This is a genomic window from Bradyrhizobium sp. DOA9 (assembly GCF_000617845.2).
Classification (GTDB): Bacteria; Pseudomonadota; Alphaproteobacteria; order Rhizobiales; family Xanthobacteraceae; genus Bradyrhizobium.
Window position 1 is genome coordinate 3,585,661 of record NZ_DF820425.1, and the last position, 22,252, is coordinate 3,607,912.

A 22,252-nucleotide genomic window follows, 5' to 3' on the forward strand; every position below is an offset into this window, starting at 1 on the left:
GGCCAATTATTCCATAATTCTAGAAGGATGGAGAACTGCAATGGATAAGACGGTAGCCATCATCGGGGCGGGCCCGGTCGGCCTCGCAGCCGCCGCTCATGTGCTCGAACGCGGCATGTCCCCGGTCGTGCTCGAAGCCGGACCCGAGGCCGGGCATGCGGTGCGGCAATGGCAGCACGTCCAGCTCTTCTCGCCCTGGGAATACAATGTCGACAAGGCCGCGGCGCGCCTGCTTGCACCGACCGGATGGAATTCGCCGGACCCGAGCTCCTATCCGACCGGCGGCGAACTGATCGAGCGCTATCTTGCGCCGCTCGCAACGCGAACGCCGTTGCGCGAGACGATCCGCAGCTCCAGCCGCGTCACCGCGATCAGCCGCGCCGGCTTCGACAAGGCGAGGACGAAGGGGCGGGGGCAAGCGCCGTTCGAGATCCGCTACCGGAACGGCAAAGGCGACGAGGTGCTGCACGCCGACGCCGTCATCGACGTCTCCGGCACGTGGTTCTCGCCCAATCCCGCCGGCAGCAACGGTCTGCCGGCGTTCGGCGAACGCGAATGCGCCGGCCGCATCGCCTATGGCATGCCGGCCGTGCGTGGCTCGGCTCGCGACAGATATGCGGGCAAGACCGTGGCCGTGCTCGGCGCCGGCCATTCCGCACTCGGCACGCTGATCGATCTCGCAGAGCTCGCCGAGGAGGCGCCCGGCACCAGGCCCGTCTGGCTGCTGCGCGGCGAGGATCCGGCAAAGGCCTTCGGCGGCGGCCGCAACGACAAGCTTGCCGCGCGCGGCGAGCTGGGCGCAACCTTCGCCGCGCTCGTGACTGCCGGAAAGATCGCGGTCGAGTCCGGCTTCGCTGTCACGCACATTTCGGAGCTCGAAGGCCGCCTCAGGATTTCGGCGGGCGCCGGCTCTGCTGCGCGGAGTGTGGTTGCCGACGAGCTGGTGGTGTCGACCGGCTTCCGGCCCGATCTCTCGTTCCTGTCCGAGCTGCGGCTGCGGCTCGATCCCGCGATCGAGGCGCCCCTCGCGCTCGCGCCGCTGATCGATCCCAACGAGCATAGCTGCGGAACGGTGCGGCCTCACGGCGCGCGCGAGCTGGCGCATGACGAGCCGGGCTTCTATCTCGCCGGCATGAAATCCTACGGCCGCGCGCCGACCTTCCTGATGATGACCGGCTACGAGCAGGTCCGCTCGATTGCCGCCGACATCGCCGGCGACAAGACGGCCGCGGCGCGGGTCGAGCTCGTGCTGCCGGAGACCGGCGTCTGCACACGCGGCGGCGTCGAGTCCGCCGCCGCGGCAGGATGCTGCGGCGGTCCGGCCAAGGCCGAACCCTCGGCCTGCTGTGCCGCCGATGAATCCGCGAAGAAGGCGGGCGGTGCGGGGTGCGGCTGCTCATGAGCCGAGGCACTGCGAGCCCGCTCACCGTCGTCATCGCGCTCGGCACCGCGCAGACCATCGCGTGGGCGTCGAGCTACTATCTTCCTGCGATCCTGGCCGCGCCGATCGCGAGCGATCTCGGTCTTGCGCCGACTTACGTCTTCGCAGCGCTGTCGGGCGCGCTCGTCATCTCCGGCCTGCTTGGTCCGCGCGTTGGGCACGCCATCGATACGTTCGGTGGGCGCAGCATGCTTGCCGTCTCGAACCTCGTTTTCGCCGCTGGCTTGCTGCTGCTGTCCGTGGCCCATGGCGTAGCGGTGCTGATCGCAGCCTGGACCCTGCTCGGGATCGGCATGGGCATGGGCCTCTATGAAGCCGCGTTCGCGACGCTTGCGCGCATTTACGGCGCCAATGCGCGACGAACGATCACCGGCATCACCCTGATCGCCGGTTTCGCCAGCACACTCGGCTGGCCGCTCACGACCTGGCTCGCCACGGAGTACGGCTGGCGCGCGGCCTGCCAGCTATGGGCGGTGATCCACATCGGCCTTGCCTTGCCGCTCAACCTTGCGCTGCCCCGTGCCGCTCCATTGCAGCAGGAGGCCGGACCGAGTACGGCCGCAAGCCTGCAATCCGGCCGCCAGAGCGAAACCTTCGCAATGATATTGCTGGCGTACATGTTTGCGGCCGCGAGCTTTGTCAGCTCCGGCGTCTCGGCCATTCTGCCCACCATGCTGGTCGCGTTCGGCGCCACGCCGGCACAGGCGTTGTTGGCAGGCGCATTGGTCGGACCGGCGCAAGTCGGCGCCCGCCTTCTCGAAGCAGGATGGCTTGGCCGGTTTCATCCGCTGCTGTCGGCGAGGCTCGCCATGCTCATGAACCCGATCGGCGTGCTTGCGCTGGTCGCCGGCGGCCCTTTGCTCGCACCGGTCTTCACGGTGCTGTATGGCGCCGGTAACGGCATCATCACCATTGCCCGTGGTACGCTGCCGTTGGCGCTGTTTGGGCCGGTCGGGTTCGGCAGGCGTGTCGGGATGATTTCGCTGCCTTCGCGGGCAACGGGCGCCTTCGCACCCCTTGCGCTGGGACTGATGGTGGAGCATCTCGGCAGCAACGCGCTCTGGATCAGCGCGCTGGCCTCGGTCTCTGCGTTCTTCGCGCTTCTGCTGCTTCGTGGGGATCAGACGGCATGAGTCCCTGTCCGATGGGAGGAGACCATTCGTAGCTTGCGCGGCTGGCCGCTGATTGCGGTGATGTGTATCGGCCAGCTCGGCAATCTGCTGCCGCACGTGACCTTGTCTGCAAATCTCGCCCAGCATCTGATGCCGGCGTGGGGCTTGTCCGCCGCCGAGGGCGGGATGATGGCGAGCGGCTACGCGTTTGGCTACATGCTGGCGGTGCCCGTGCTCACGACGCTGACCGATCGCATCGACGCACGGCTCGTGCTCCTCTGCGGCTCTGTCGTCAGCGGAGCAGCGACCATTGCGTTTGGCATCTTCGCGCAAGGCTTCTGGTCGGGGACCATCATCTGGTCGCTTGCCGGCCTTGGTTTTGCCGGTGCCTACATGCCCGGGCTCAAGGCCCTGACGGACCGGTTGCCCGCCGGCGACAGCTCGCGGGCGGTCACGCTCTACACGTCGAGCTTCTCGGTGGGCGTCGGCCTGTCGTTCCTGATCGCGCAAGTCCTCGCCGACGGTTGGGGATGGCGGACCGCGTTCTACGTGACCGGCATCGGTCCCGTCGCGATGGTGGTGGCGTGTCTCTTGATCGAGAGCCGCAGTCCCGCGCCAAGGGCAGGACGCCTTTTGAATTTTGCGCCGGTTTTCGCCAACCGCGAGGCACTCGGCTACATCTTCGGCTACGGCGCGCACTGCTTCGAGCTCTACGGCATTCGCACCTGGCTGGTCGGCTTCTGGACTTACGTCGTGGTGCATCAGGGCGCGCCCTCATGGCTGAGCCCGGTCCTGATGAGCTTCTGTTTTGCAGTGATCTCCATGCCGGCCAGCATCCTCGGCAACGAGGCCGCACTGAAGTTCGGGCGACATCGGGCGATCACGGTGGTGATGATCGCCTCGGCCTGCGTTGCGCTCGTCATCGGCCTGAATGCGACGGCTCCGGCTTGGGTGCTGGCGCTGCTGCTGATGATCTATGGCCTGACGGTGCCGGCGGATTCCGGTGCGTTGACCGCCGGCATGTCGGCTGCAGCCGTCTCGGAGCATCGCGGGGCGACTCTGGCCCTGCATTCGACCGTCGGGTTCGGCTTGTCGGCGATCGGAGCCTGGGGAACCGGGGTTGCCCTCGATGCCGGTGGCGGTCCTGAGAGTGCAGAGGGCTGGTTGCTGGCCTTCATCGTGCTCGCGGCGGGGATCGCAGTCGGTCCGCTCGCGTTGCTATGGTCGCGGGCGGCGCGGTCCGACGAGCTGGTATCGCGGTCGCAATAAGCGAGCAAGCTGCGGGCGATCGGCCTGACAGGCCTCGGAGCCTCGGTCACGAATGCTTGACCCGGATCAAAGAATGCTTTCGGCCGCAGACTATGTTACTCAGGCTGCGCTGCGGTTCAAAAAGGTATCCAAAAGGTTAAATCGCGTTTGATGCGGATCGTTCGGACCATCCTGGCATTCGCCATCGCCATATCCCTGGCGATGCTGCCGGCTGGCGCGTCCGCTTCCAGCCTCGCGATGTCGTCGGGTGATATGCCGGCGGCCATGCAGGCCGGCGGCGACGGCGATATGTCGATGCACGATTGTTGTCCCGACATGAAGGGCACGGGCTCCGATACCGGCTACGCGTGCGGGATGGGCTTCTGCTGTGTCGGCGGCACCGTCGCACTTGCGGACGTTCGTCCCCTCGCATTCGAATTCCTTGCCGTCGCGGCAGCGGAAACGGCTATTCCCGCCGATCAGGTCGTCGCCTCGCGCGGCGGCAGTCCTCCCTTCCGGCCTCCTCGAATCTGATCTCCGTAAAAGACGCGCGCGGGCGGGCCTCGCGCGACGATGACTGATGTGCGCGTTCCCCGCGTCACGGTCGAGATCAATTCATGAGGACAGGACAATGCTATCCAAGTTCAGCACTGCGGCTGTTGCCGCCACCCTTTCGCTCGCCGCCACGGCCGCGATTGCAGGCGCCGGCGATTACGCCTTCGAGCCGGTCAATCCCGAGATGAAGAAGGGCGACGACGTCACGCTCGCCGTTCGCTTGACCAACAAGCAGACCGGCAAGCCGGTGCTTGATGTCGTCATCTTCAAGACGCGCGTGGACATGGCTCCCGACGGCATGGCCGAGATGGAATCGGCGGTCGCGCCGCTACCGTCCAAGGAGCCGGGCGTCTATGCCTTCAAGACGGACCTGCCGATGGCCGGCCGCTACCAGGTGACGCTCTCGGCGAAGGTGCAGGGCGAGGCTGAGACGGTCACCGGCAAGGTCATCGTCAAGGCGATCAAGTGAGCTTTCGGGCGCCGCCGGGTGGCGCCCGAACTTCTCTGTCCCATTCACATGGACGCGCGCTCCGAGCGCGCGAAACAACCATGAAGACGTTGCGTCTCTTGACGACTCTCGCTCTCGGCGGTGGCCTCGCCCTTGGCGCGTACTGGTCCTCGAACGAGGGGCGCTGGTCCGTCCATGCCGAGGTGACCCCCGCTGCGGCGCCAGCGGACCGGGCTCCGCTCTACTATCGCGATCCGAGCGGTGCGCCGCTTTGGTCGGCCGGGCCGAGGAAGGATGACCGCGGGCGGGACTATCTGCCGGTCTATGATGACGACAAGGCCGCCCCGGCGGAGCCGCAGCCACCCCAGGCGGCTTCATCGCGAAAAATCCTCTACTACCGCAATCCGATGGGACTGCCCGACACCTCGCCGGCGCCGAAGAAGGACCCGATGGGGATGAACTATGTCCCGGTCTACGAAGGCGACGCCGATGACGGCACGGTGAAGCTGTCGCCCGGCAAGATCCAGCGCAGCGGCGTGAAGTCCGAGCCGGTGGCGCGGCGACCGGTCCGGGTCCTGGTCAAGGCACCCGGCACGATCCAATTGGACGAGCGCCGCGTCTCGGTGATCGCGATGCGCGCCGAGAGCTTCGTGCAGAAGATCGCGGACGTCACCACCGGCTCCCGCGTCAAGGCCGGCCAGCCGCTGATGGAGATCTACAGCTCGGCGGTCGCCTCCGCGGCGGCGGAATATCTCGCGACCATCACCTCCAGGACCGTCGGCGGTGTCGAGATCTACGGACGCGGCTCGCGGCAACGGCTGATCAATCTCGACGTCCCCGACCGGGTGATCGCCGAGATGGAGAAAACCCACGTCGCGCCCGTCACCATCCACTGGTCGGCGCCGCGCGACGGAATCGTGCTCGAGCGCAACGCGATCGAAGGCATGCGCGCCAATCCCGGCGACGTGCTGTTCCGCATCGCCGATACCTCGCTGGTCTGGGCGCTGGTCGACGTCGCCGAGCGCGATCTCGGCAACATCGCGGTCGGGCAGTCCGTCGCGGTGCGCGCGCGCAGCTTCCCCGGCCGAAGCTTCACCGGCAAGATCGCGGTGATCTATCCGCAGGTGAATCGCGAAACCCGGACGGTGCGCGTCCGCATCGAGCTCGCCAATCCAGATGCGATGCTGCTGCCGGACATGTATGTCGACGCCGACGTCGACACGGCGGACAGCGCGCCCGTCCTGGCGATCCAGGACAGCGCCGTGCTCGACACCGGCACGCGGCAGGCCGTCCTCGTCGACAAGGGGGACGGGCGCTTCGAGCCGCGCGAGGTGAAGCTCGGCCGGCGCGGCGGCGGCTTGATCGAGGTGCGGGACGGCCTTGCCGAAGGCGAGGCGGTGGTCACGTCCGCCAACTTCCTGATCGATGCGGAAAGCAACCTGAAGGCCGCGCTGAAAGGCTTTGCCGAGGCGGCGCCTCAAGCCCCTGACGCCGGCCATGCGACGGGAGAGCATAAATGATCGCCCGCATCATCGCCTGGTCGGCGCGCAACCTGCTGCTGGTGCTGTTCGGCACCGGCTTTGCGGCCGCCGCCGGCCTCTACGCGCTGCTTCATTTGCCGCTGGATGCGATCCCCGACCTCTCGGACACGCAGGTCATCGTCTACACCGAATATCCCGGCCAGGCGCCGCAGGTGATCGAGGACCAGGTCACCTATCCCTTGACGACGGCGATGCTGACCGTGCCGAAATCGAAGGTGGTGCGCGGCTTCTCCTTCTTCGGCGTGTCGTTCGTCTACGTGATCTTCGAGGACGGCACCGACATCTATTGGGCGCGCTCGCGCGTGATGGAGTTCCTGAACAGCGCCACGTCGCGGCTTCCCGCCGGCGTCATCCCGACCATCGGGCCCGATGCGACCGGCGTCGGCTGGGTCTACCAATACGCCGTGATGTCGAAGGAACTGAATCTCGCCGAGACGCGCACGATCCAGGACTGGAACCTGAAATTTGCGCTGGCCAAGGCCGAAGGCGTCGCCGAGGTCGCCAGCATCGGCGGCTTCGTCAAGCAGTACAACGTGGTGCTCGATCCGCAGCGCATGCGCGACCGCGGCATCAGCATGCAGAAGATCCGGGAGGCGATCCGCGCCAGCAATGCCGACGTCGGCGGCCGCACGGTCGAGCTGTCGGAGTTTGAATACGTCATTCGCGGCAAGGGCTATATCAAGGGCATCGACGATCTCGGCAACATCGTGCTGAAGACCAGCAACGGCACGCCGGTGCTGCTGCGGGACGTCGCCAATGTCGAGCTCGGGCCGGACGAGCGGCGCGGCATTGCCGAGCTGAACGGCGAGGGTGAGGTTGCGAGCGGCATCGTGCTGCAGCGCTTCGGCGTCAACGCGCTCGACGTCATCGAGAACGTCAGGAAGCGCTTCAAGGAGATCGCGAGCAGCCTGCCGAAGTCCGTCGAGATCGTCCCGGTCTACGACCGCTCCGGCCTGATCTATTCGGCGATCGACACGCTCAAGCACACCCTGTTCGAGGAGAGCATCGTCGTCGCGATGGTCTGCATCGTGTTCCTGCTCCATGTCCGCAGCGCGCTGGTCGCGATCCTGATGCTGCCGGTCGGCGTGCTGATGGCGTTCGGCGCCATGAAGCTGCTGGGCCTCGGATCCAACATCATGAGCCTCGGCGGCATCGCGATCGCGATCGGCGCCATGGTGGATGCGGCGATCGTCATGATCGAGAATGCGCACAAGCACCTCGAGCGCGCCGAGCCCGGTCAGTCGCGCGTCCAGATCCTGATCGATGCGGCATCCGAAGTCGGGCCGGCGCTGTTCTTCAGCCTGCTCATCATCACCGTCTCGTTCATGCCGATCTTCACGCTGGAATCGCAGGAGGGGCGGCTGTTCAGCCCGCTGGCGTTCACCAAGACCTTCGCGATGGCGGCCGCGGCCCTGTTGTCCGTCACCTTGGTGCCGGCGCTGATGGTGATCTTCGTCCGCGGCCGGATCGTTCCCGAGGGCAAGAACGTCATCAACCGCTTCCTGATCTGGATTTACCGCCCCGTCATCAAGGGCGTGCTGCGCGCCAAGACGCTGGTGATCCTGGCCTCGCTCGTCGTGCTCGCCGTCACGATCTGGCCGGCGCGGCAGCTCGGCACCGAGTTCATGCCGAGCCTGAACGAGGGCACGCTGCTCTACATGCCGACCACGCTGCCCGGCATCTCCGTGACCAAGGCGGCCGAGCTGATGCAGACGCAGGACCGCATCATCAAGTCGTTCCCGGAGGTCTCCTCGGTCTACGGCAAGGCGGGACGGGCGGCGACCGCGACCGATCCGGCGCCGACCGAGATGTTCGAGACGGTGGTCAGCCTGAAGCCGAAGGAGCTTTGGCGCCCTGGCGTCACCGTCGACACCCTGATCGCGGAGATGGACAAGGCGCTGCAGTTTCCGGGCGTCTCCAACGCCTGGACCATGCCGATCAAGGCGCGCATCGATATGCTGTCCACCGGCATCCGCACGCCCGTCGGGGTCAAGGTGATGGGCACCGACCTCGTCGAGATCGACCGGCTGGCCAAGCAGGTCGAACGCGTGATCAAGGCGGTCCCGGGCACCGCATCGGCCTACGCCGAGCGCGGCATCGGCGGCTACTATCTCGAGATCGTCCCGGATCGCGAGGCGCTCGCCCGCTATGGCATCCTGATCCAGGACGTCCAGGACACCATCGCGGCCGCGCTCGGCGGCCAGACGGTCACGACGACGGTGGAGGGGCGGCAGCGCTTTTCGGTGAACATGCGCTATCCGCGCGACCTGCGCGACAATCCCAAGGCGATCGCCGGCGACATCCTGGTGCCGATGCCCGCAGGCGGCGCGGTGCCGCTCGGCGAGGTCGCGAAGGTCGAGCCGGCGCGGGGACCGACCTCGATCCGCACCGAGAACGGCCAGCTCGCGACCTACGTCTACGTCGATATCCGCGATCGCGACATCGGCAGCTACGTCGCCGATGCGCAGCGCGCCGTGACCGACAGCATCCAGTTCCCGGCGGGATATTACGTGGTCTGGAGCGGCCAGTACGAATATCTCCAGCGCGCCGCGGCGCGCCTGAAGATCGTGGTGCCGGTGACGCTGACGATCATCTTCCTGCTGCTCTACCTGAATTTCAGGGCCATGACCGAAACCCTCATCGTCATGCTGTCGCTGCCCTTCGCGCTGGTCGGCGGCATCTGGATGATGTGGTGGCTCGGCTTCAACCTGTCGGTCGCCGTCGCCGTCGGCTTCATCGCGCTCGCCGGCGTCGCCGCCGAAACCGGCGTCGTGATGCTGATCTACCTCGAGCATGCCCTGGCCGAGATGAAGGCGACGTGCAGTGCCGAGGGCAGGGGCCTCACCCGGGAGGATCTCCACGAGGCCATCATGGTGGGCGCGGTCGAGCGCGTCCGTCCCAAGATGATGACGGTCGTCGCCATCATGGCAGGCCTGCTGCCGATCATGTGGAGCACCGGAACCGGGTCGGAGATCATGCAACGAATCGCGGTGCCGATGATTGGCGGCATGATATCGTCGACGTTGCTGACGCTGATCGTGATCCCCGCGATCTTCGGATTGGTGAAGGGCGTCCGCCTGCCGCCGACGCGCGAGGACAACGTGCCATCGACCGAGACGCCAAAGCCGATCGGCGCCAGATTGCGCGTCGTGGAGCCGGCCGGATGAGGCGAGCCGTGATGCACGATCAGATGTTGGGGCGACGGAGCGACAGAAGAGGAAGCCGAACATGAAGCAACGCGCATATCTGATGACCCGCCGCTCGCTTGTCGGGCTGATGGCCGCGGCAGCTCTTGCAAGGCCCGCTGTGGCGGCGCCCGACGCAGCCACGCTCACGGTGCACCGGGATCCGAGTTGCGGCTGCTGCGCCGGCTGGGTGCAGCATCTGCGGGACGAAGGATTTACGGTTCGGGTCGAGGAGACTCCCGACCTCGACCCGATCCGCGCCCGTCTCGGCATTCCTTCGAACCTGGCCGCGTGTCACACGGCAGAGGTCGCCGGTTATGTCGTCGAGGGGCACGTGCCGGCTGCGGCCGTGCGGCGCCTCCTCGCAGAGCGTCCCAACGCTAAGGGACTAGCCGTGCCGGGCATGCCGGTCGGCTCGCCCGGGATGGAAGGCGGCAAGCCGCAGCGCTACGAGGTCGTGCTGTTCGGTTCCGACGGTCAGAAGCCGTTCATGCGCTTCATCGGCGCGCAGGAAATCGATTGAGAGTGCTGCGCGCTGCCTAGTCCAGCCGTCACTATGGCTGCGGCGGATAACGCTCGAATCCCGGCAGTTCATCCGCATGTTCCATCCAGCTCAGGCGCTCGGCGACCTGGATCTGCATCGTGGCAGGCACGGCCTCGGGATCGTCGTAGGTCGCGCTCTGGATGTCGATGATCCCCGGCAGCATGTCGGCATTGACGTAGAACAGTCCGGTTCCGCAGGCGGCGCAAAAGTGCCGCCGCCCGTGTTCCGAGGAGCGGTACACTTTCGGCTCGCCCTTGGTCACCTTGACCGCGCCCTCCGGGTACATCGTCCAGCCCACGACCGGAGCCCCGGCGTGAAGCCGGCAATCGCGGCAATGGCAAAGCGCGTGCACGATCGCCTCGCCCTCGACCTCGTAGCGGATTGCGCCACAGTGACAGCCGCCGGTGATGGTGCTCATGCGTTCCTCCGATTGAAGATGGCTTCGCCGCTCGATAGCCCTCGAGACGCGCCGCTTCAACGCCGCAATCGATTTGCGATTGCGTCCTACTGTCGCCTGACAGCTGTTGCCATCACGCGCTGATGTCACATCGGGCCGTGGGTTCAGGCTTCCCCGGATGCATCGCTTGTTCCGTCCTCGTCGGCCTGGAGGATGGTTTCCGACAGAAGTTCCGCGGCGTTCTGAAGCGGCGCGATGAACCGATCCAGCTCGGTGAAGCTCACCCGCGCCACGGGAACGGAGACACCCAGGCACGCGATCAGTTCGCGATCCGGTGAGAGGATGGGAACGGCGCAGCCGACCACGCCTCGCACATATTCTTCATTGGTCTTGGCCCAGCCGCGCTTGCGGGTCTCCTCGAGCACTTCCATCAGGCGCTCGACATCGACGATCGTGGTTTCGGTGTATCGCGTCAGCGTAAGCGCGCGGCACAGCTTCTCGCGTGCGCGCTCCGGCAGGCGGCTCATATAGATCTTTCCGGTCGAGGTGCAGTGGAGCGGGGCCGCTTCGCCGGGATTGAATTGCAGGCCTTGAGGTTGCGACACGCGGACGCTGTCGACGTAGGCAACGACGTTGTCCCGCACGACGCCGATCTCGCATTGCTCGCCGATTTCAGCGGCGACGGCGCGGAGCACTGCGTGCCGGCGCGCGGTGCGGAAGGCTGCGCCGATGACGCGAGCCGACAGCGTGACCAGCTGATTGCCGACCACGTAGCGCTTCGTTCCCACGGCTTTCTGAAGCAGCCCGCGCTGCTCCAGATTTCCGATGAGACGGTGCGCAGTCGGCAGAGGCAGGGTCAGCGCAGCGGCGATGTCCGCGACCGAGGCTGCTCTGGTCTGGCTGGCGACATAGCCAATGATCGCGAACGCGCGGTCCAAGGGCCCATCGGTACTCAGCTGCTGCATTCTGCCGGTCCCCTTCGAACTATTAAATTATCATTTTTCGGAATGAAAGATACTGAAATATGAAAATTATGCTAGTCGCGTTTGCGCCGTGCCCATATCGTTGGCGTTGCCCGGTGGTGAGCAGGATTTGTGCAGTGCGAGCCACCGCGGACGTGCTGAGGGGACCGGAATGTCAGGCCACTACGACGTCGATACCGTGCGGAAGGAGTTTCCGGCTGCCGAGCGGATCACTTATCTCGACTCCGGCTTCCAGACGCCGCTTGCGCGTCCCGTCAAGGCGGCGATCGATCGTTTCCTCAGCGAAGGTCTCGAGACCGCCGGCCCGAAGAGCGTCTGGCTCGATCGCGTCGAGCAGACCCGCGCGAAGCTGGCGCGGTTTCTCGGCGTGTCGGCCGACGAGATCGCCTTCACCAAGAACACCTCGGAAAGCATGAACATCGCCGCGAATGCGCTGCCGCTGCGCGCCGGCGACAAGGTCCTGATGATCCACGGCGATCATCCGAACAACGCCTACGCGTTCCTCAATCTGCGGCGCAAGGGCGTCACGGTCGAATTCGTGCCGATGACGGAGATCGTGAACGCCGACAGCCTTCGTCCCTACATCGACGCGAGCACGCGGGCGATCTCGATGTCGCAGGTGACATTCCATGCCGGTCACCGTTTCGACATCGAAAGCATCGGTGCCCTCTGCGCGGAGAAGGGGCTCTATTTCGTCGTCGACGTGATGCAGGCGATCGGCGTCGTGCCGATCGACGCGAAAGCGATGCGCGCGACCTTCATCGGGTCGGGCAGTCACAAGGGTCTGCTCGTGCCGCAAGGGCTGGGCCTTTTGTATTGGGACAAGTCGAGGACCGAGCTCGAGCCTGCCTATCTTGCGGCGGCGGGCCTCGCGGAAGTCCCGGCCGATCTGATCGCGCAGCCTGACAGGCTCGATCCGGCCCCGAGCGCGCGCCGCTTCGAGCTCGGCAATTTCAATCTTCCGGCGATCCATGCCCTCAGTGCCTCGCTCGACATGATTGAAGCGCTGGGCGTTGCGAACATCCAGAACCATTGCTTCGATCTCGGCGATCATCTCATCGCCCGGCTCGATACGCTCAGCGTTCGCCTGGTCGGCCCTCGCGCGCGGCAGCATCGCGCGCCACACATCTACGTCATTGCGCTGCCCGCGGCAGAATGGCTCGGCCATTTCGAGGAGAACAACGTCCGCGTGTCGCCGGAGCGGGACGGCATTCGCGTGTCGTTCGGGATGTTCAACACGATTGCCGACGTCGACCGCCTCATCGAGGTCATCCAGCGGCGCGGCGTGAAGCCATCATCGAGGGCCGCATAGGCTGTTCATCAAGGAGACGTACATGACGAAGTTTGCGCGTGTCTTGAGCATTCTGTCCGGCCTCGCGGTCCTCGGCGCCCCCAGCGGACCCGCGGCCGCCGCCGACAGTCCCACGCTCGCCAGGATCAAATCGAACGGCGCCATCACCATTGGCCACCGCGAGGCCTCGATCCCGTTCTCCTATCTCGGTCCCGACCAGAAGCCGATCGGCTTTTCGCTCGATCTGTGCTCGGCCATCGTCGAGCGCATCAAGGCGGAAACCGGCCTGCCCAGTCTCAAGGTCAATTACGTTCCGGTGAACTCGTCCAACCGCATCCCGCTGATCCAGAGTGGCACCGTCGATATCGAGTGCGGCGGCACCGCCAACGACAAGAAGCGGCAGGAGCAGGTCTCGTTTTCCGTCGCCACCTTCGTCAGCCAGCCCCGATGGCTGGTCAAGGCGGACAGCGGCCTGAAGACGGCTGCCGATCTCAAGGGCAAGACCATCGTCGTGACCCAGGGCTCCAATGCCGTCGGCTTCGCGCAAGGCGTGAATGCGAAGGAGCAGCTCGGCTTCAACATCGTCCAGGCCAAGGACCATGCCGAATCCTTCCTGATGTTGAACACCGGCCGTGCGGCCGCCTTCATGGAAGACGACATTCTGCTCGCCGGCCTCAAGGCCGCGGCTCCGAACCCGGATGCGCTGATCTTTCTCCCCGAGGGTTACGCCAAGATCTATTATGGCTTGATGTTCACGAAGGGCGATACCGGCTTCAAGGCGCTGGTCGACGATGTGCTGTCGAAGCAGATGGCGTCCGGCCAGTTCGAGAAGACCTACGCCAAATGGTTCACAAGGCCAATTCCGCCCAAGAATGAGAACCTGGCGTTTCCGCTGACGGTCGAGCTCACGGAACGGATCGCGCATCCCAGCGACGCGGTCGACTAATTGCGACGTCGGCGGAGTGTCCCGCAAACCGAGCCCTGAGGTTCGCCATGTTTGCAGTGCTTCTTGAACAGACCGCGGATGGCCAGCGCTATATCGACTGGCTTGTGTCGGGCCTCGGCTGGACCTTGGCACTGGCGTTCTTCGGTTGGTGGATCGCCTTCGCGGTCGGGGTCATCGTCGGCATCGGCCGCACCGTGCAGAACCGGGCCATCGCGGCGCTTGCCCGCCTGTATGTGGAGATCTTCCGCAACATCCCCGTGCTGGTGCAGATGTTTCTCTGGTACTTCGTCCTGCCGGAGATCCTTCCCGTCTCGCTCGGAAACGCCATCAAGCAGATTCCGCCGCCCTGGGGATCGTTCTTTCCGGCGCTGGTTTGTCTTGGTCTCTACACAGCGGCCCGGATCGCCGAACAGGTTCGTGCCGGGCTCGAGGCGCTGCCGAAAGGGCAGGTCGAGGCGGCAAGCGCGCTCGGGCTCAGCGGTTATCTGACCTATCGCCATATCGTCGTGCCGCAGGCGCTGCGCCTGATCATCCCGAGCCTGACCAGCGAGGTGATGGGCATCTACAAAAACACTTCGGTCGCGCTCACGATCGGGCTGATGGAGCTGACGGCGCAGGCCCGACAGATCAGCGAAGCGACGTTTCAGACCTTCACCGCTTTCGGCGCCGCGACGCTTGTCTACCTCGCGCTGGCGCTCATCGCCTATCAGGGTATGGCGCTGATCGACAAGGCCGTGCGCATTCCGGGGACGGGCCCTGCGGACGATGCAGTCAAGCCGGGCGCGACGCACGCCATCCAACCGATTGATTCCCTGCCTGACGCGATGGAGGTCGTGAAGTGAACAACCTCGATTTCTCCGTTGTCCTTCAGGCGTGGCCTTACCTCTGGTCAGGCCTAGTGTTTTCGCTGGCGCTGACTGCATTTGCTTTCGTGGTCGGCCTGGTCCTCGGCACTTGTCTGGCCCTGATACAACACTTCGAAGTGCCCGTGCTCGGCAGGCTCGTGCGCTTCTATGTCGCCTTGATGCGCTCGATCCCGCTGATCCTGGTTCTGTTCTGGTTCTTCTTCCTGGTGCCGATCGTGCTCGGGCATCTCGGCGGAAGCGGACGGCCGGTTCCGATCGGCGCCACCTGGACGGCGTTCATCACCTTCGGCCTGTTCGAGGCCGCCTATTATTCGGAAATCATCCGCGTCGGATTGCGAGCGGTGAACCGGGGACAGTTCGAGGCTTGTCAGGCCCTCGCGTTGTCCACCTTCGACACCTATCGCTCCGTGATCCTGCCGCAGGTGCTCCGCGTCGCGAGCCCCATCATCCTGAGCCAGACCATCATCCTGTTCCAGGACACCTCGCTGGTCTACGTGCTCTCGCTCACCGATTTGCTTGGCGCAGCCTCGAAGCTGGCGCAGCTCAATGGCCGTCTCGTCGAGATGTATCTGTTGATTGCGGTGGTCTACCTCGCCATCAGCTCGGCGGCATCGCAATGCGTGGCGTCCTTGCGCAAGCGGTATGCGATCGCGGGAATGCGCCGCTAGCGCTAGGCACGGTCATCCCGGTCTTTGGAGAGGAAAAATGCTTCAGCTCGCTGCGGGGAATCAGGCGTCCATCGTCACCGTGGAAAATCTGGTGAAGCGGTTCGGCCATTTCACGGCGCTGAACGACGTCAATCTCACCGTCGCGACCGGCGAGAAGATCGTGCTCTGCGGCCCCTCGGGCTCGGGCAAGTCGACGCTGATCCGCTGCATCAACCACATCGAGAAGCATGACGGTGGCCGCATCGTCGTCGATGGCATCGAGCTGTCGGACCGGATGACCGACGTCAACGGCGTTCGTCGCGAGGTCGGCATGGTGTTCCAGAGCTTCAATCTGTTTCCGCACCTCTCCGTCGTCGAGAATTGCATGCTGGCACCGATGAAGGTACGGGGCCTGTCCCGCACGGAGGCGCATGAGCGTGCGATCGGTCTGCTCCGCAAGGTGCGCATCCACGACCAGGCGGACAAATATCCGGGGCAGCTCTCCGGCGGCCAGCAGCAGCGCGTCGCCATCGCGCGGGCGCTGTGCATGCAACCGAAGATCATGCTGTTCGACGAGCCGACTTCCGCGCTCGACCCGGAGATGGTCAAGGAGGTGCTCGACACCATGGTGGAGCTCGCGAACGACGGCATGACCATGGTCTGCGTCACGCACGAAATGGGCTTTGCCCGCGAGATCGCTGACAGGGTGGTGTTCATGGATCGCGGCTCGATCGTCGAGGAAGCCGATCCCGAGACGTTCTTCCGCGCGCCGCAGACGGAGCGGGCGAGGGATTTCCTCGGCCAGATCATCCATTGAGCGCGACCGAGTTGAACGAAAACACCCGCGACGGACTGCTCCGCGCGGGTGTGACGAGCTCTCGATGATGCCAGTATGCCGGTGTTTTGCCCGACGCGTCAAAGGCGCGCGCGTGGAATCGGCGGCTTCGACAGCATCGATCCGAAGAGCGTAATGATTTCAACACCCCCGCTACTGTGCATGGGGTTGTTTTCGCGACTTTGTGTTTGGCGCCGGCGAAACGGCCGCGCTCACCGCCGGCCGCGCGGTGCCTCGGCCTTGGCCGGCGGCTCGGTCTGCGGCGCGCAGGTCGCGGCCTGGAGCGAGCCTTGCGCCTGCTGCATCAGGCCGGGCTCGGGAGCGAGCGCCTTCATCAGGATCAGCCCGGTCGTGGTCGGGGAATCGATGATGAGGCGGTCGGCCGCGGTGACCTCCTCGTCCTCCGGCAGCTCGCTGTGCTGCGCTTCCGTCATCAGGTCGAGCTCGATCACCTTGCGGCCCGCGGAGCGGTCGTTGATGGCGTAATAGGCGATCTCGTTGCGGGTGTAGAACGACACGGACGTATAGGCCTGGCTCACCGGCACCGTCAGCTTGATCGGCCCGTTCGTCAGGTCGTAGCGGCAGATCGCCAGCGCGAAGGCCGGATCCATGAACGGCATCGGCGACGTGTTGGGGTCGGCGAGGGGAAGCTGGGTGACGGCGTTCACCCTGGTCATCGGCGTCAGGCGCGAATAGGCATCCTGCGTCGCGATCCGCGGCAACGCCAGCACGCTGACGAGATGGACCACGAGGCCGAGCGCCACGCCGGCAACGATGGTGAAGACCAGCCGGATCATGAGCAGCCCACCGTATTGATGCTCGGCATCGGCGCGTCGCGCTGGGTGCGCGTCCCAACGCCGACCGGCGTGTCGTAAAGACGCAGCATCAAGGCGTAGCGCTCGATGCCGCCGGTCGGCAGCCAGTTGCCGGCGCGCGAGCGCGAGGCGATCCGGATCTCGAACGAGCCGTCGGAGGCGCGCACGATCTCCTGGCTGGTGAAGCCGTAGCGCTGGAGCGAATTGGCGACGAGATGGCCCTTGCGGTCGTAGAGCGTCAAGGTCCAGAACCGTGCCGGCGGCGTCACGCCGGAGACGACCACGTCGCAGCGGCCGTCGAGCGCCTTCTTCCTGTCGTCGGTGGTAGCGGTGAAGGCGACACCGTCGCCGGTGCCGATCGGCAGCTCGCCGTTGCGGACGATGGTGGCGCGCGAATAGGGATCGACGTCGGCGGTGCCGGTGCGCGGCCGCGCGGTCCAGGCGCCGATGGTGAGCGCGCCGATCTCGGTGCCGCGCGTCGTGGTCATCCACGTCGCGCCGACGCCGACTACGCCTGCGAGGAGAAGCGCCGTCAATGTGATCAGGATCAGCCGCACTTGCTTTCGATCAGTTCTTGCGCGGGGCGGAGGCGTTGGCGTTGTCTTCCGCATAATTCTGCGGGAAGGCGAGCGCGCTCGTCGACGACGAGGACGGCTTGCCGTCATTTGCCGTCGATTTGTTCGCAGCCTTGGCCGCATCATCCAGCAGCTTCTCGACCCGCACCAGGATATCGGCGCCGCGCTTGGTCAGCACCGGCGGCGGACCGGGCTTGGTCTCCAGCACCTTCGGCGCCGCATTGGCCTGCGCGTTGCTGACATGCTGCGGCGGCAGCTTCTGGCCCATGCCGATGCCGGGGATCTCCCGGACCTCGACGCCCTGATGCGCGGCGAGCATGATGTCGTGCCAAGTCTGAGCCGGCAGCGAGCCGCCGGTCATGCGGTTGGTCGGAGAATAGTCGTCGTTGCCGTACCAGACCGCGCAAGTGAAATTGCCGGTGTAGCCGACGAACCAGGCGTCGCGATACGCATTGGTCGTGCCGGTCTTGCCCGCGGTCGGAATGCCGTCCAGCGCTGCGCGCCGCGCGGTGCCTTCGCTGACGACGTGGCTCATCATGCCGGCCATGTCGGCGGCGATGTTCGGCGGAATTGCCTGCTTCGGCTTCGGCCCGTCGCGGTCCCAGCGCCAGACCAGGTCGCCGGCGCCGGTGCGCACCTCCAGCACCGCGTGCGGCGTCACCGCCTTGCCGCGGTTCGGGAAGGTCGCATAGGCCACCGCATGCTCGAGCACGGTGACTTCGTCCGAGCCGATCGGCAGCGAGGGCGTGTCGGGCAGCGGCGCCTTGAGGCCGAAGCGGCGGGCGACCTCGACGATCTTGGCGCGGCCGACCTTGGCCGGGTTCTGCGCCTTCGGCTCGTTCTTCCGGCCAATCTCGATCGACAGCTTCACCGGCACGACGTTGATCGAACGCGTGATCGCCTGCGTCAGCGTCACCGATCCGGAATAGGAATGGCCATAATTCTGCGGGCACCAATTGCCGATGCAGACCGGACCGTCGACCACGACCGAGTTGGGCGTGTAGCCGTTCAGCAGCGCCGTGGTGTAGACGTAAGGCTTGAACGAGGAGCCCGGCTGGCGGTAGGCGTCGGTGGCGCGGTTGAACTGGCTGGCGCCATAGTCGCGGCCGCCGACCATGGCGCGGATGCCGCCGTCGAGATCGGCGACGACGGTCGCCGCCTGCGTCGCGTGGTAGTCGCGACCGAACTGGCGCAGCTGGTTCTCGACCGCGTCTTCCGCCGCCTTCTGCACGTTGGTGTCGATGGCGGTGCGGACCACGAAGACGCGCTCGGTGTAGGACTTCGGGAAGGTGTCGACCAGCTTGCGCATCTCGTCGAAGGCGTAGTCGAGATAATAGTTCGGCGAGGCCTCGTCGCGGCGGTCGACCGCGAAGGCCGGGTTGCGGCGGGCGCCGAACACCTGGCCCTCGGTCATGAAGCCGGCATCGACGAGGTTGTCGAGCACGACGTTGGCGCGGGCGCGGGCGGCCGGCAGGTTGATGTGCGGGGCGTATTTGGTCGGCGCCTTGAACAGGCCGGCGAGCATCGCCGCTTCCGCCAGCGTCACGTCGCGCGCGGACTTGTTGAAGTAGAAATGCGCCGCGCCGTCCACGCCGAAGGTGCCGCCGCCCATATAGGCGCGGTCGAGATAGAGCTTGAGGATCTCGTTCTTGGTCAGGCGCCATTCCAGCCAGATCGCGAGGAAGGCTTCGTTGACCTTGCGCTCGATGGTGCGCTCGTTGCTCAGGAACAGGTTCTTGGCAAGCTGCTGGGTGATCGAGGAGCCGCCCTGGCGCACGCCGCCGGCCTGCGCGTTGGTGACGAGCGCACGCGCGGTGCCGGCGATGTCGATGCCGAAATGCTCGTAGAAGCGGCGGTCCTCGGTCGCCAGCGTCGCCTTGATCAGCACGTCCGGAAAGTCTTCCAGCGGGATGGAGTCGTTGTGCTTGATGCCTCGGCTGCCGATCGGGTTGCCGTAGCGATCGAGGAAGCTCACCGCGAGGTCGGACTTCTTCAGCCAGTCCTCGTCCGCGGTCTCGCGGAAGGCGGGAATGGCGAGGGCGAGCATCACGACGAGGCCACCAAGCCCGAGGGTCGCGGCCTCCGACAGCGGCTCGATGAACACCCAGCGCTTCCACCGCCCGACATAGAAGCGGTCCATGAAGGTCGAGTAGCGCTCGTAGAGCTCGCGAATGCCCTTGGCCGAGGAGAACAGCGAGGAGTCGATGCGCGCATCGAGATCCAGGAAGAAATTCCGGACCTTCTGCTTCCAATGCGGTGGTATGATCTGGCGCACCTAGAACCCTTGCGGCTTGCTTCGAAAGCGTTCAAGCACCCGGCCGGGGCGGCATCGAGACGTCTTGCGGGAATGTTGCGGCAAACCCAAGGCGCCCGGCCAGCATCCGAGGGACTTGCTGTTCCTTCTAGCCGAGCGGGCCCTATAAACCAATGGCCACGCTCGGGATTTTGAACAACAGGCCTAATTGACCCCGGTTCATTACGGGCCTCAACGGGGCCTCGCTTGCACCCCTGCCGCCGCCCGCCCTAGATGGCGTTGCCGTAGCTCTTTTCGAACTGTTGTAGAGGCGCATGACCGCAGCTCCCAAACGACCTCAAGGCCAGGAAGGATTCTTCTGGAAAACCAAGACGTTGGAACAGATGTCGGGGGCCGAATGGGAAAGCCTGTGCGACGGCTGCGGCCGCTGCTGCCTGAACAAGCTCGAGGACGAGGACACCGGGCAGATCTACTTCACCCATATCGGCTGCAAGCTGCTCGATGGTGCCAGCTGCGCCTGCAAGGACTATCCGAATCGGTCCGACAAGGTTCCGGACTGCGTCCGCCTGACCCCGACCAATGTCCGCACCCTGAACTGGCTGCCGCCGAGCTGCGGCTACAAGCTCGTCGCCGAAGGGCGCGACCTCTTTTGGTGGCATCCGCTGGTGTCGGGCGACCCCAACACCGTGCATGACGCCGGCGTCTCGGTGCGCGGCCGCGTCGAGGGCAGCGAGGAGGAGGTCCCGGACGAGGAGCTTGAGCACCACATCGTGCAATGGCCGGCGCAACTGCCGAAACGGGCACGCCTGAAGCGCCGCCCGAAGGACTGATCCGCCGCTGCGCCGAGGTCACGTCTTCGGGATGACCTCAGGGCGGGATGCACCCATGCGCCACGGTGCCTGCCCGGGAAGAAATTTCCTCTCTACATTGTCTGCATAGAACGAATCCTTCGCGGCGTTGCGCCGCTACACGACGTCCGATCGAGATGAACAAGTTCGACCGGCAGAGCGATTCTGCCGACATCCAGGCCTTGCCCGACGATATTGCCGAAGAGCTGTCCCGCCTGCCGAGCGAGGTCATCAGCGTCGACGACGCGCCCTCGATCGCCCCGCCGGTGCCGCTGAGCTCCGACGAGGTCCGCACCATCGTCGTCAGCCTGATGCTGACGATGTTCCTGGCCGCGCTCGACCAGACCATCGTGGCGACGGCGCTGCCGACCATCGGGCGCCAGTTCCAGGACGTCTCCAATCTTTCCTGGGTCATCACCGCCTATCTGCTCGCCTCGACTGCGGTCGCGCCGGTGTTCGGCACGCTCAGCGACATCTACGGCCGCCGTGTCATGATCATCATCTCGCTCAGCCTGTTCGTTGCGGGCTCGGTGCTGTGCGCGATCGCGCCGAACATGCCGATGCTGATCCTGGCACGCGGGCTTCAGGGCCTCGGCGGCGGCGGCATCATGCCGGTGGTGCAGACCGTGATCTCCGACGTGGTGAGCCCGCGCGAACGCGGGCAGTATCAGGCCTATTTCTCCAGTGTCTGGATGGTCGGCGGCATCCTCGGCCCGGTCATTGGCGGCGTGTTCGCCGAGCATCTGCACTGGTCGATGATCTTCTGGATCAACCTGCCGCTCACGGCTGCGGCGCTCGCGCTCCTGCTGCCGAAGATGAGCAAGATCCCGGTGTTCCACCGCAAGCGCAAGGTCGACTGGCTCGGCGGCGTTCTGCTGATGGCCTCTGCGGTCGTCTTCATGCTGGTGCTGACCTGGGGCGGCACGCGCTATACATGGCTGTCGCCGACCGTGCTGGCGATGGTTGGTGGCGCAGTTGCACTCGCCGTGACCTTCGTCTGGCACGCCCGGCGCGCCGACGAGCCGTTCCTGCCGCTGCCGCTGCTCGGCGGCAGCGTGGTGCCGTTCGGGCTGATGGCAGGCGGTTGCGCGCTGGGCGCGATCACGGGCCTGACGGTCCAGCTGCCACTCTATTACGAGTCCGTCTATCATCTCACGGCCAGCGAGGCAGGGCTTGCGCTGATTCCGCTCGCGGCAATTTCGACCGTCGGCGCGGCCGTCGCCGGCCGCACCATGGCGCGTGCCAAGCACTACAAGCGCGTCGCCATCGTGGGCACGTCCTGGGCCGCACTGTGCGGCCTCGGCCTCACGGTCACCACTTTGCCGCTGTGGGCCCTGCTGACGCTAATGGCCGCGTTCGCGCTTGGTCTCGGCACGACCTTCCCGGTCTGCGTGGTCTCGATCCAGAATTCGGTCGCGCGGCCGCAGGTCGGCACCATCACCGGCGCGTTGAACTTCTTCCGCTCGCTGATGTCCTCGTTCACGGTCGCGGCCTTCGCCGCGATCCTGCTCATCGCGCTCGGCACCGACATCCCGCTCGCCAGTGAGCATCACGCCGCGGGCGCCGTCGCGATTCCCGCTGAGGACATGCGGCATGCGTTCCGCTACGTGTTCGGCGCCGCCACGTCGCTGATGACGACAGCTGCGTTGTGCCTGATTGCGATGGAGGAGCGGCCGCTGGCCGGCCCCTCGGCCAAGCAACCCGTCGAGATGGCCGAGTAA

General features: G+C 65.7%; 20 protein-coding genes. 15 read left to right on the forward strand and 5 right to left on the reverse strand.

What is annotated here, in order from left to right; genetic code table 11:
* Positions 1 to 40 precede the first annotated feature (40 nt).
* From BDOA9_RS16685 to BDOA9_RS16720, 8 genes are all read left to right on the forward strand, one after another.
* A complete protein-coding gene (locus tag BDOA9_RS16685; RefSeq protein WP_025035093.1) occupies positions 41 to 1,402 on the forward strand; it encodes an NAD(P)-binding domain-containing protein in 1,362 nt (453 codons plus the stop codon).
* Positions 1,399 to 2,574, forward strand: coding sequence for an MFS transporter (locus BDOA9_RS16690; protein ID WP_042336570.1), 1,176 nt, complete (start codon positions 1,399 to 1,401; stop codon positions 2,572 to 2,574). The genes BDOA9_RS16685 and BDOA9_RS16690 overlap by 4 nt, the downstream gene beginning before the upstream one ends.
* A 60-nt stretch (positions 2,575 to 2,634) precedes the next feature.
* A complete protein-coding gene (locus BDOA9_RS16695) occupies positions 2,635 to 3,822 on the forward strand; it encodes an MFS transporter (RefSeq protein WP_025035095.1) in 1,188 nt (395 codons plus the stop codon).
* Between the two features lie 150 nt (positions 3,823 to 3,972).
* Positions 3,973 to 4,335, forward strand: coding sequence for a hypothetical protein (locus BDOA9_RS16700; protein WP_025035096.1), 363 nt, complete (start codon positions 3,973 to 3,975; stop codon positions 4,333 to 4,335).
* Between the two features lie 97 nt (positions 4,336 to 4,432).
* Positions 4,433 to 4,825, forward strand: a complete 393-nt coding sequence (locus tag BDOA9_RS16705) for a FixH family protein (protein ID WP_025035097.1) — start codon at positions 4,433 to 4,435, stop codon at positions 4,823 to 4,825.
* Positions 4,826 to 4,905: 80 nt separating this feature from the next.
* Positions 4,906 to 6,324, forward strand: a complete 1,419-nt coding sequence (locus tag BDOA9_RS16710; protein ID WP_025035098.1) for an efflux RND transporter periplasmic adaptor subunit — start codon at positions 4,906 to 4,908, stop codon at positions 6,322 to 6,324.
* The gene (locus BDOA9_RS16715; protein ID WP_025035099.1) at positions 6,321 to 9,512 is read left to right on the forward strand and encodes an efflux RND transporter permease subunit; all 3,192 of its coding nucleotides are present in this window, start codon (positions 6,321 to 6,323) and stop codon (positions 9,510 to 9,512) included. Before BDOA9_RS16710 ends, BDOA9_RS16715 begins: the two co-directional genes overlap by 4 nt.
* A gap of 61 nt (positions 9,513 to 9,573) precedes the next feature.
* Complete coding sequence (locus tag BDOA9_RS16720) at positions 9,574 to 10,053, forward strand: DUF411 domain-containing protein (RefSeq protein ID WP_025035100.1); 480 nt, start codon at positions 9,574 to 9,576, stop codon at positions 10,051 to 10,053.
* 31 nt (positions 10,054 to 10,084) lie between these two features.
* On the opposite strand, the gene BDOA9_RS16725 is transcribed toward BDOA9_RS16720, so the two are convergent.
* Positions 10,085 to 10,492, reverse strand: coding sequence for a GFA family protein (locus tag BDOA9_RS16725; protein WP_025035101.1), 408 nt, complete (start codon positions 10,490 to 10,492; stop codon positions 10,085 to 10,087).
* Between the two features lie 143 nt (positions 10,493 to 10,635).
* Positions 10,636 to 11,436 carry an IclR family transcriptional regulator gene (locus BDOA9_RS16730; RefSeq protein WP_025035102.1) on the reverse strand — a complete coding sequence of 267 codons (801 nt, stop codon included), beginning with the start codon at positions 11,434 to 11,436 and terminating at the stop codon, positions 10,636 to 10,638.
* 169 nt (positions 11,437 to 11,605) lie between these two features.
* On the opposite strand from BDOA9_RS16730, the gene BDOA9_RS16735 reads away from it, so the two are divergent.
* From BDOA9_RS16735 to BDOA9_RS16755, 5 genes are read left to right on the forward strand one after another with little or no spacing between them, the layout of a single operon-like run.
* Positions 11,606 to 12,766 carry an aminotransferase class V-fold PLP-dependent enzyme gene (locus BDOA9_RS16735; RefSeq protein ID WP_025035103.1) on the forward strand — a complete coding sequence of 387 codons (1,161 nt, stop codon included), beginning with the start codon at positions 11,606 to 11,608 and terminating at the stop codon, positions 12,764 to 12,766.
* 22 nt (positions 12,767 to 12,788) lie between these two features.
* Entirely contained in the window at positions 12,789 to 13,691 is a 903-nt protein-coding gene (locus BDOA9_RS16740; RefSeq protein WP_025035104.1) for an amino acid ABC transporter substrate-binding protein, read from the forward strand.
* A gap of 47 nt (positions 13,692 to 13,738) precedes the next feature.
* Positions 13,739 to 14,533, forward strand: coding sequence for an amino acid ABC transporter permease (locus tag BDOA9_RS16745; RefSeq protein WP_025035105.1), 795 nt, complete (start codon positions 13,739 to 13,741; stop codon positions 14,531 to 14,533).
* Positions 14,530 to 15,225: an amino acid ABC transporter permease gene (locus BDOA9_RS16750; RefSeq protein ID WP_025035106.1), complete on the forward strand. Its 696-nt coding sequence runs from the start codon at positions 14,530 to 14,532 to the stop codon at positions 15,223 to 15,225. The genes BDOA9_RS16745 and BDOA9_RS16750 overlap by 4 nt, the downstream gene beginning before the upstream one ends.
* A gap of 37 nt (positions 15,226 to 15,262) precedes the next feature.
* Positions 15,263 to 16,021, forward strand: a complete 759-nt coding sequence (locus tag BDOA9_RS16755; RefSeq protein WP_025035107.1) for an amino acid ABC transporter ATP-binding protein — start codon at positions 15,263 to 15,265, stop codon at positions 16,019 to 16,021.
* Positions 16,022 to 16,251: 230 nt separating this feature from the next.
* Here the strand turns inward: BDOA9_RS16755 and BDOA9_RS16760 are convergent, their stop codons facing one another.
* From BDOA9_RS16760 to BDOA9_RS16770, 3 genes are read right to left on the reverse strand one after another with little or no spacing between them, the layout of a single operon-like run.
* Entirely contained in the window at positions 16,252 to 16,836 is a 585-nt protein-coding gene (locus BDOA9_RS16760; protein ID WP_025035108.1) for a DUF1254 domain-containing protein, read from the reverse strand.
* Complete coding sequence (locus BDOA9_RS16765; RefSeq protein ID WP_025035109.1) at positions 16,833 to 17,411, reverse strand: DUF1214 domain-containing protein; 579 nt, start codon at positions 17,409 to 17,411, stop codon at positions 16,833 to 16,835. Before BDOA9_RS16765 ends, BDOA9_RS16760 begins: the two co-directional genes overlap by 4 nt.
* 10 nt (positions 17,412 to 17,421) lie before the next feature.
* The gene (locus BDOA9_RS16770) at positions 17,422 to 19,704 is read right to left on the reverse strand and encodes a transglycosylase domain-containing protein (RefSeq protein WP_025035110.1); all 2,283 of its coding nucleotides are present in this window, start codon (positions 19,702 to 19,704) and stop codon (positions 17,422 to 17,424) included.
* A 293-nt stretch (positions 19,705 to 19,997) separates the two neighbouring features.
* Here BDOA9_RS16770 and BDOA9_RS16775 point away from each other — a divergent pair, with 293 nt between their 5' ends.
* Together BDOA9_RS16775 and BDOA9_RS16780 are read left to right on the forward strand one after the other, a co-directional pair.
* Positions 19,998 to 20,513 carry a YcgN family cysteine cluster protein gene (locus BDOA9_RS16775; RefSeq protein WP_025035111.1) on the forward strand — a complete coding sequence of 172 codons (516 nt, stop codon included), beginning with the start codon at positions 19,998 to 20,000 and terminating at the stop codon, positions 20,511 to 20,513.
* Positions 20,514 to 20,668: 155 nt separating this feature from the next.
* Positions 20,669 to 22,252: an MDR family MFS transporter gene (locus BDOA9_RS16780; protein ID WP_025035112.1), complete on the forward strand. Its 1,584-nt coding sequence runs from the start codon at positions 20,669 to 20,671 to the stop codon at positions 22,250 to 22,252.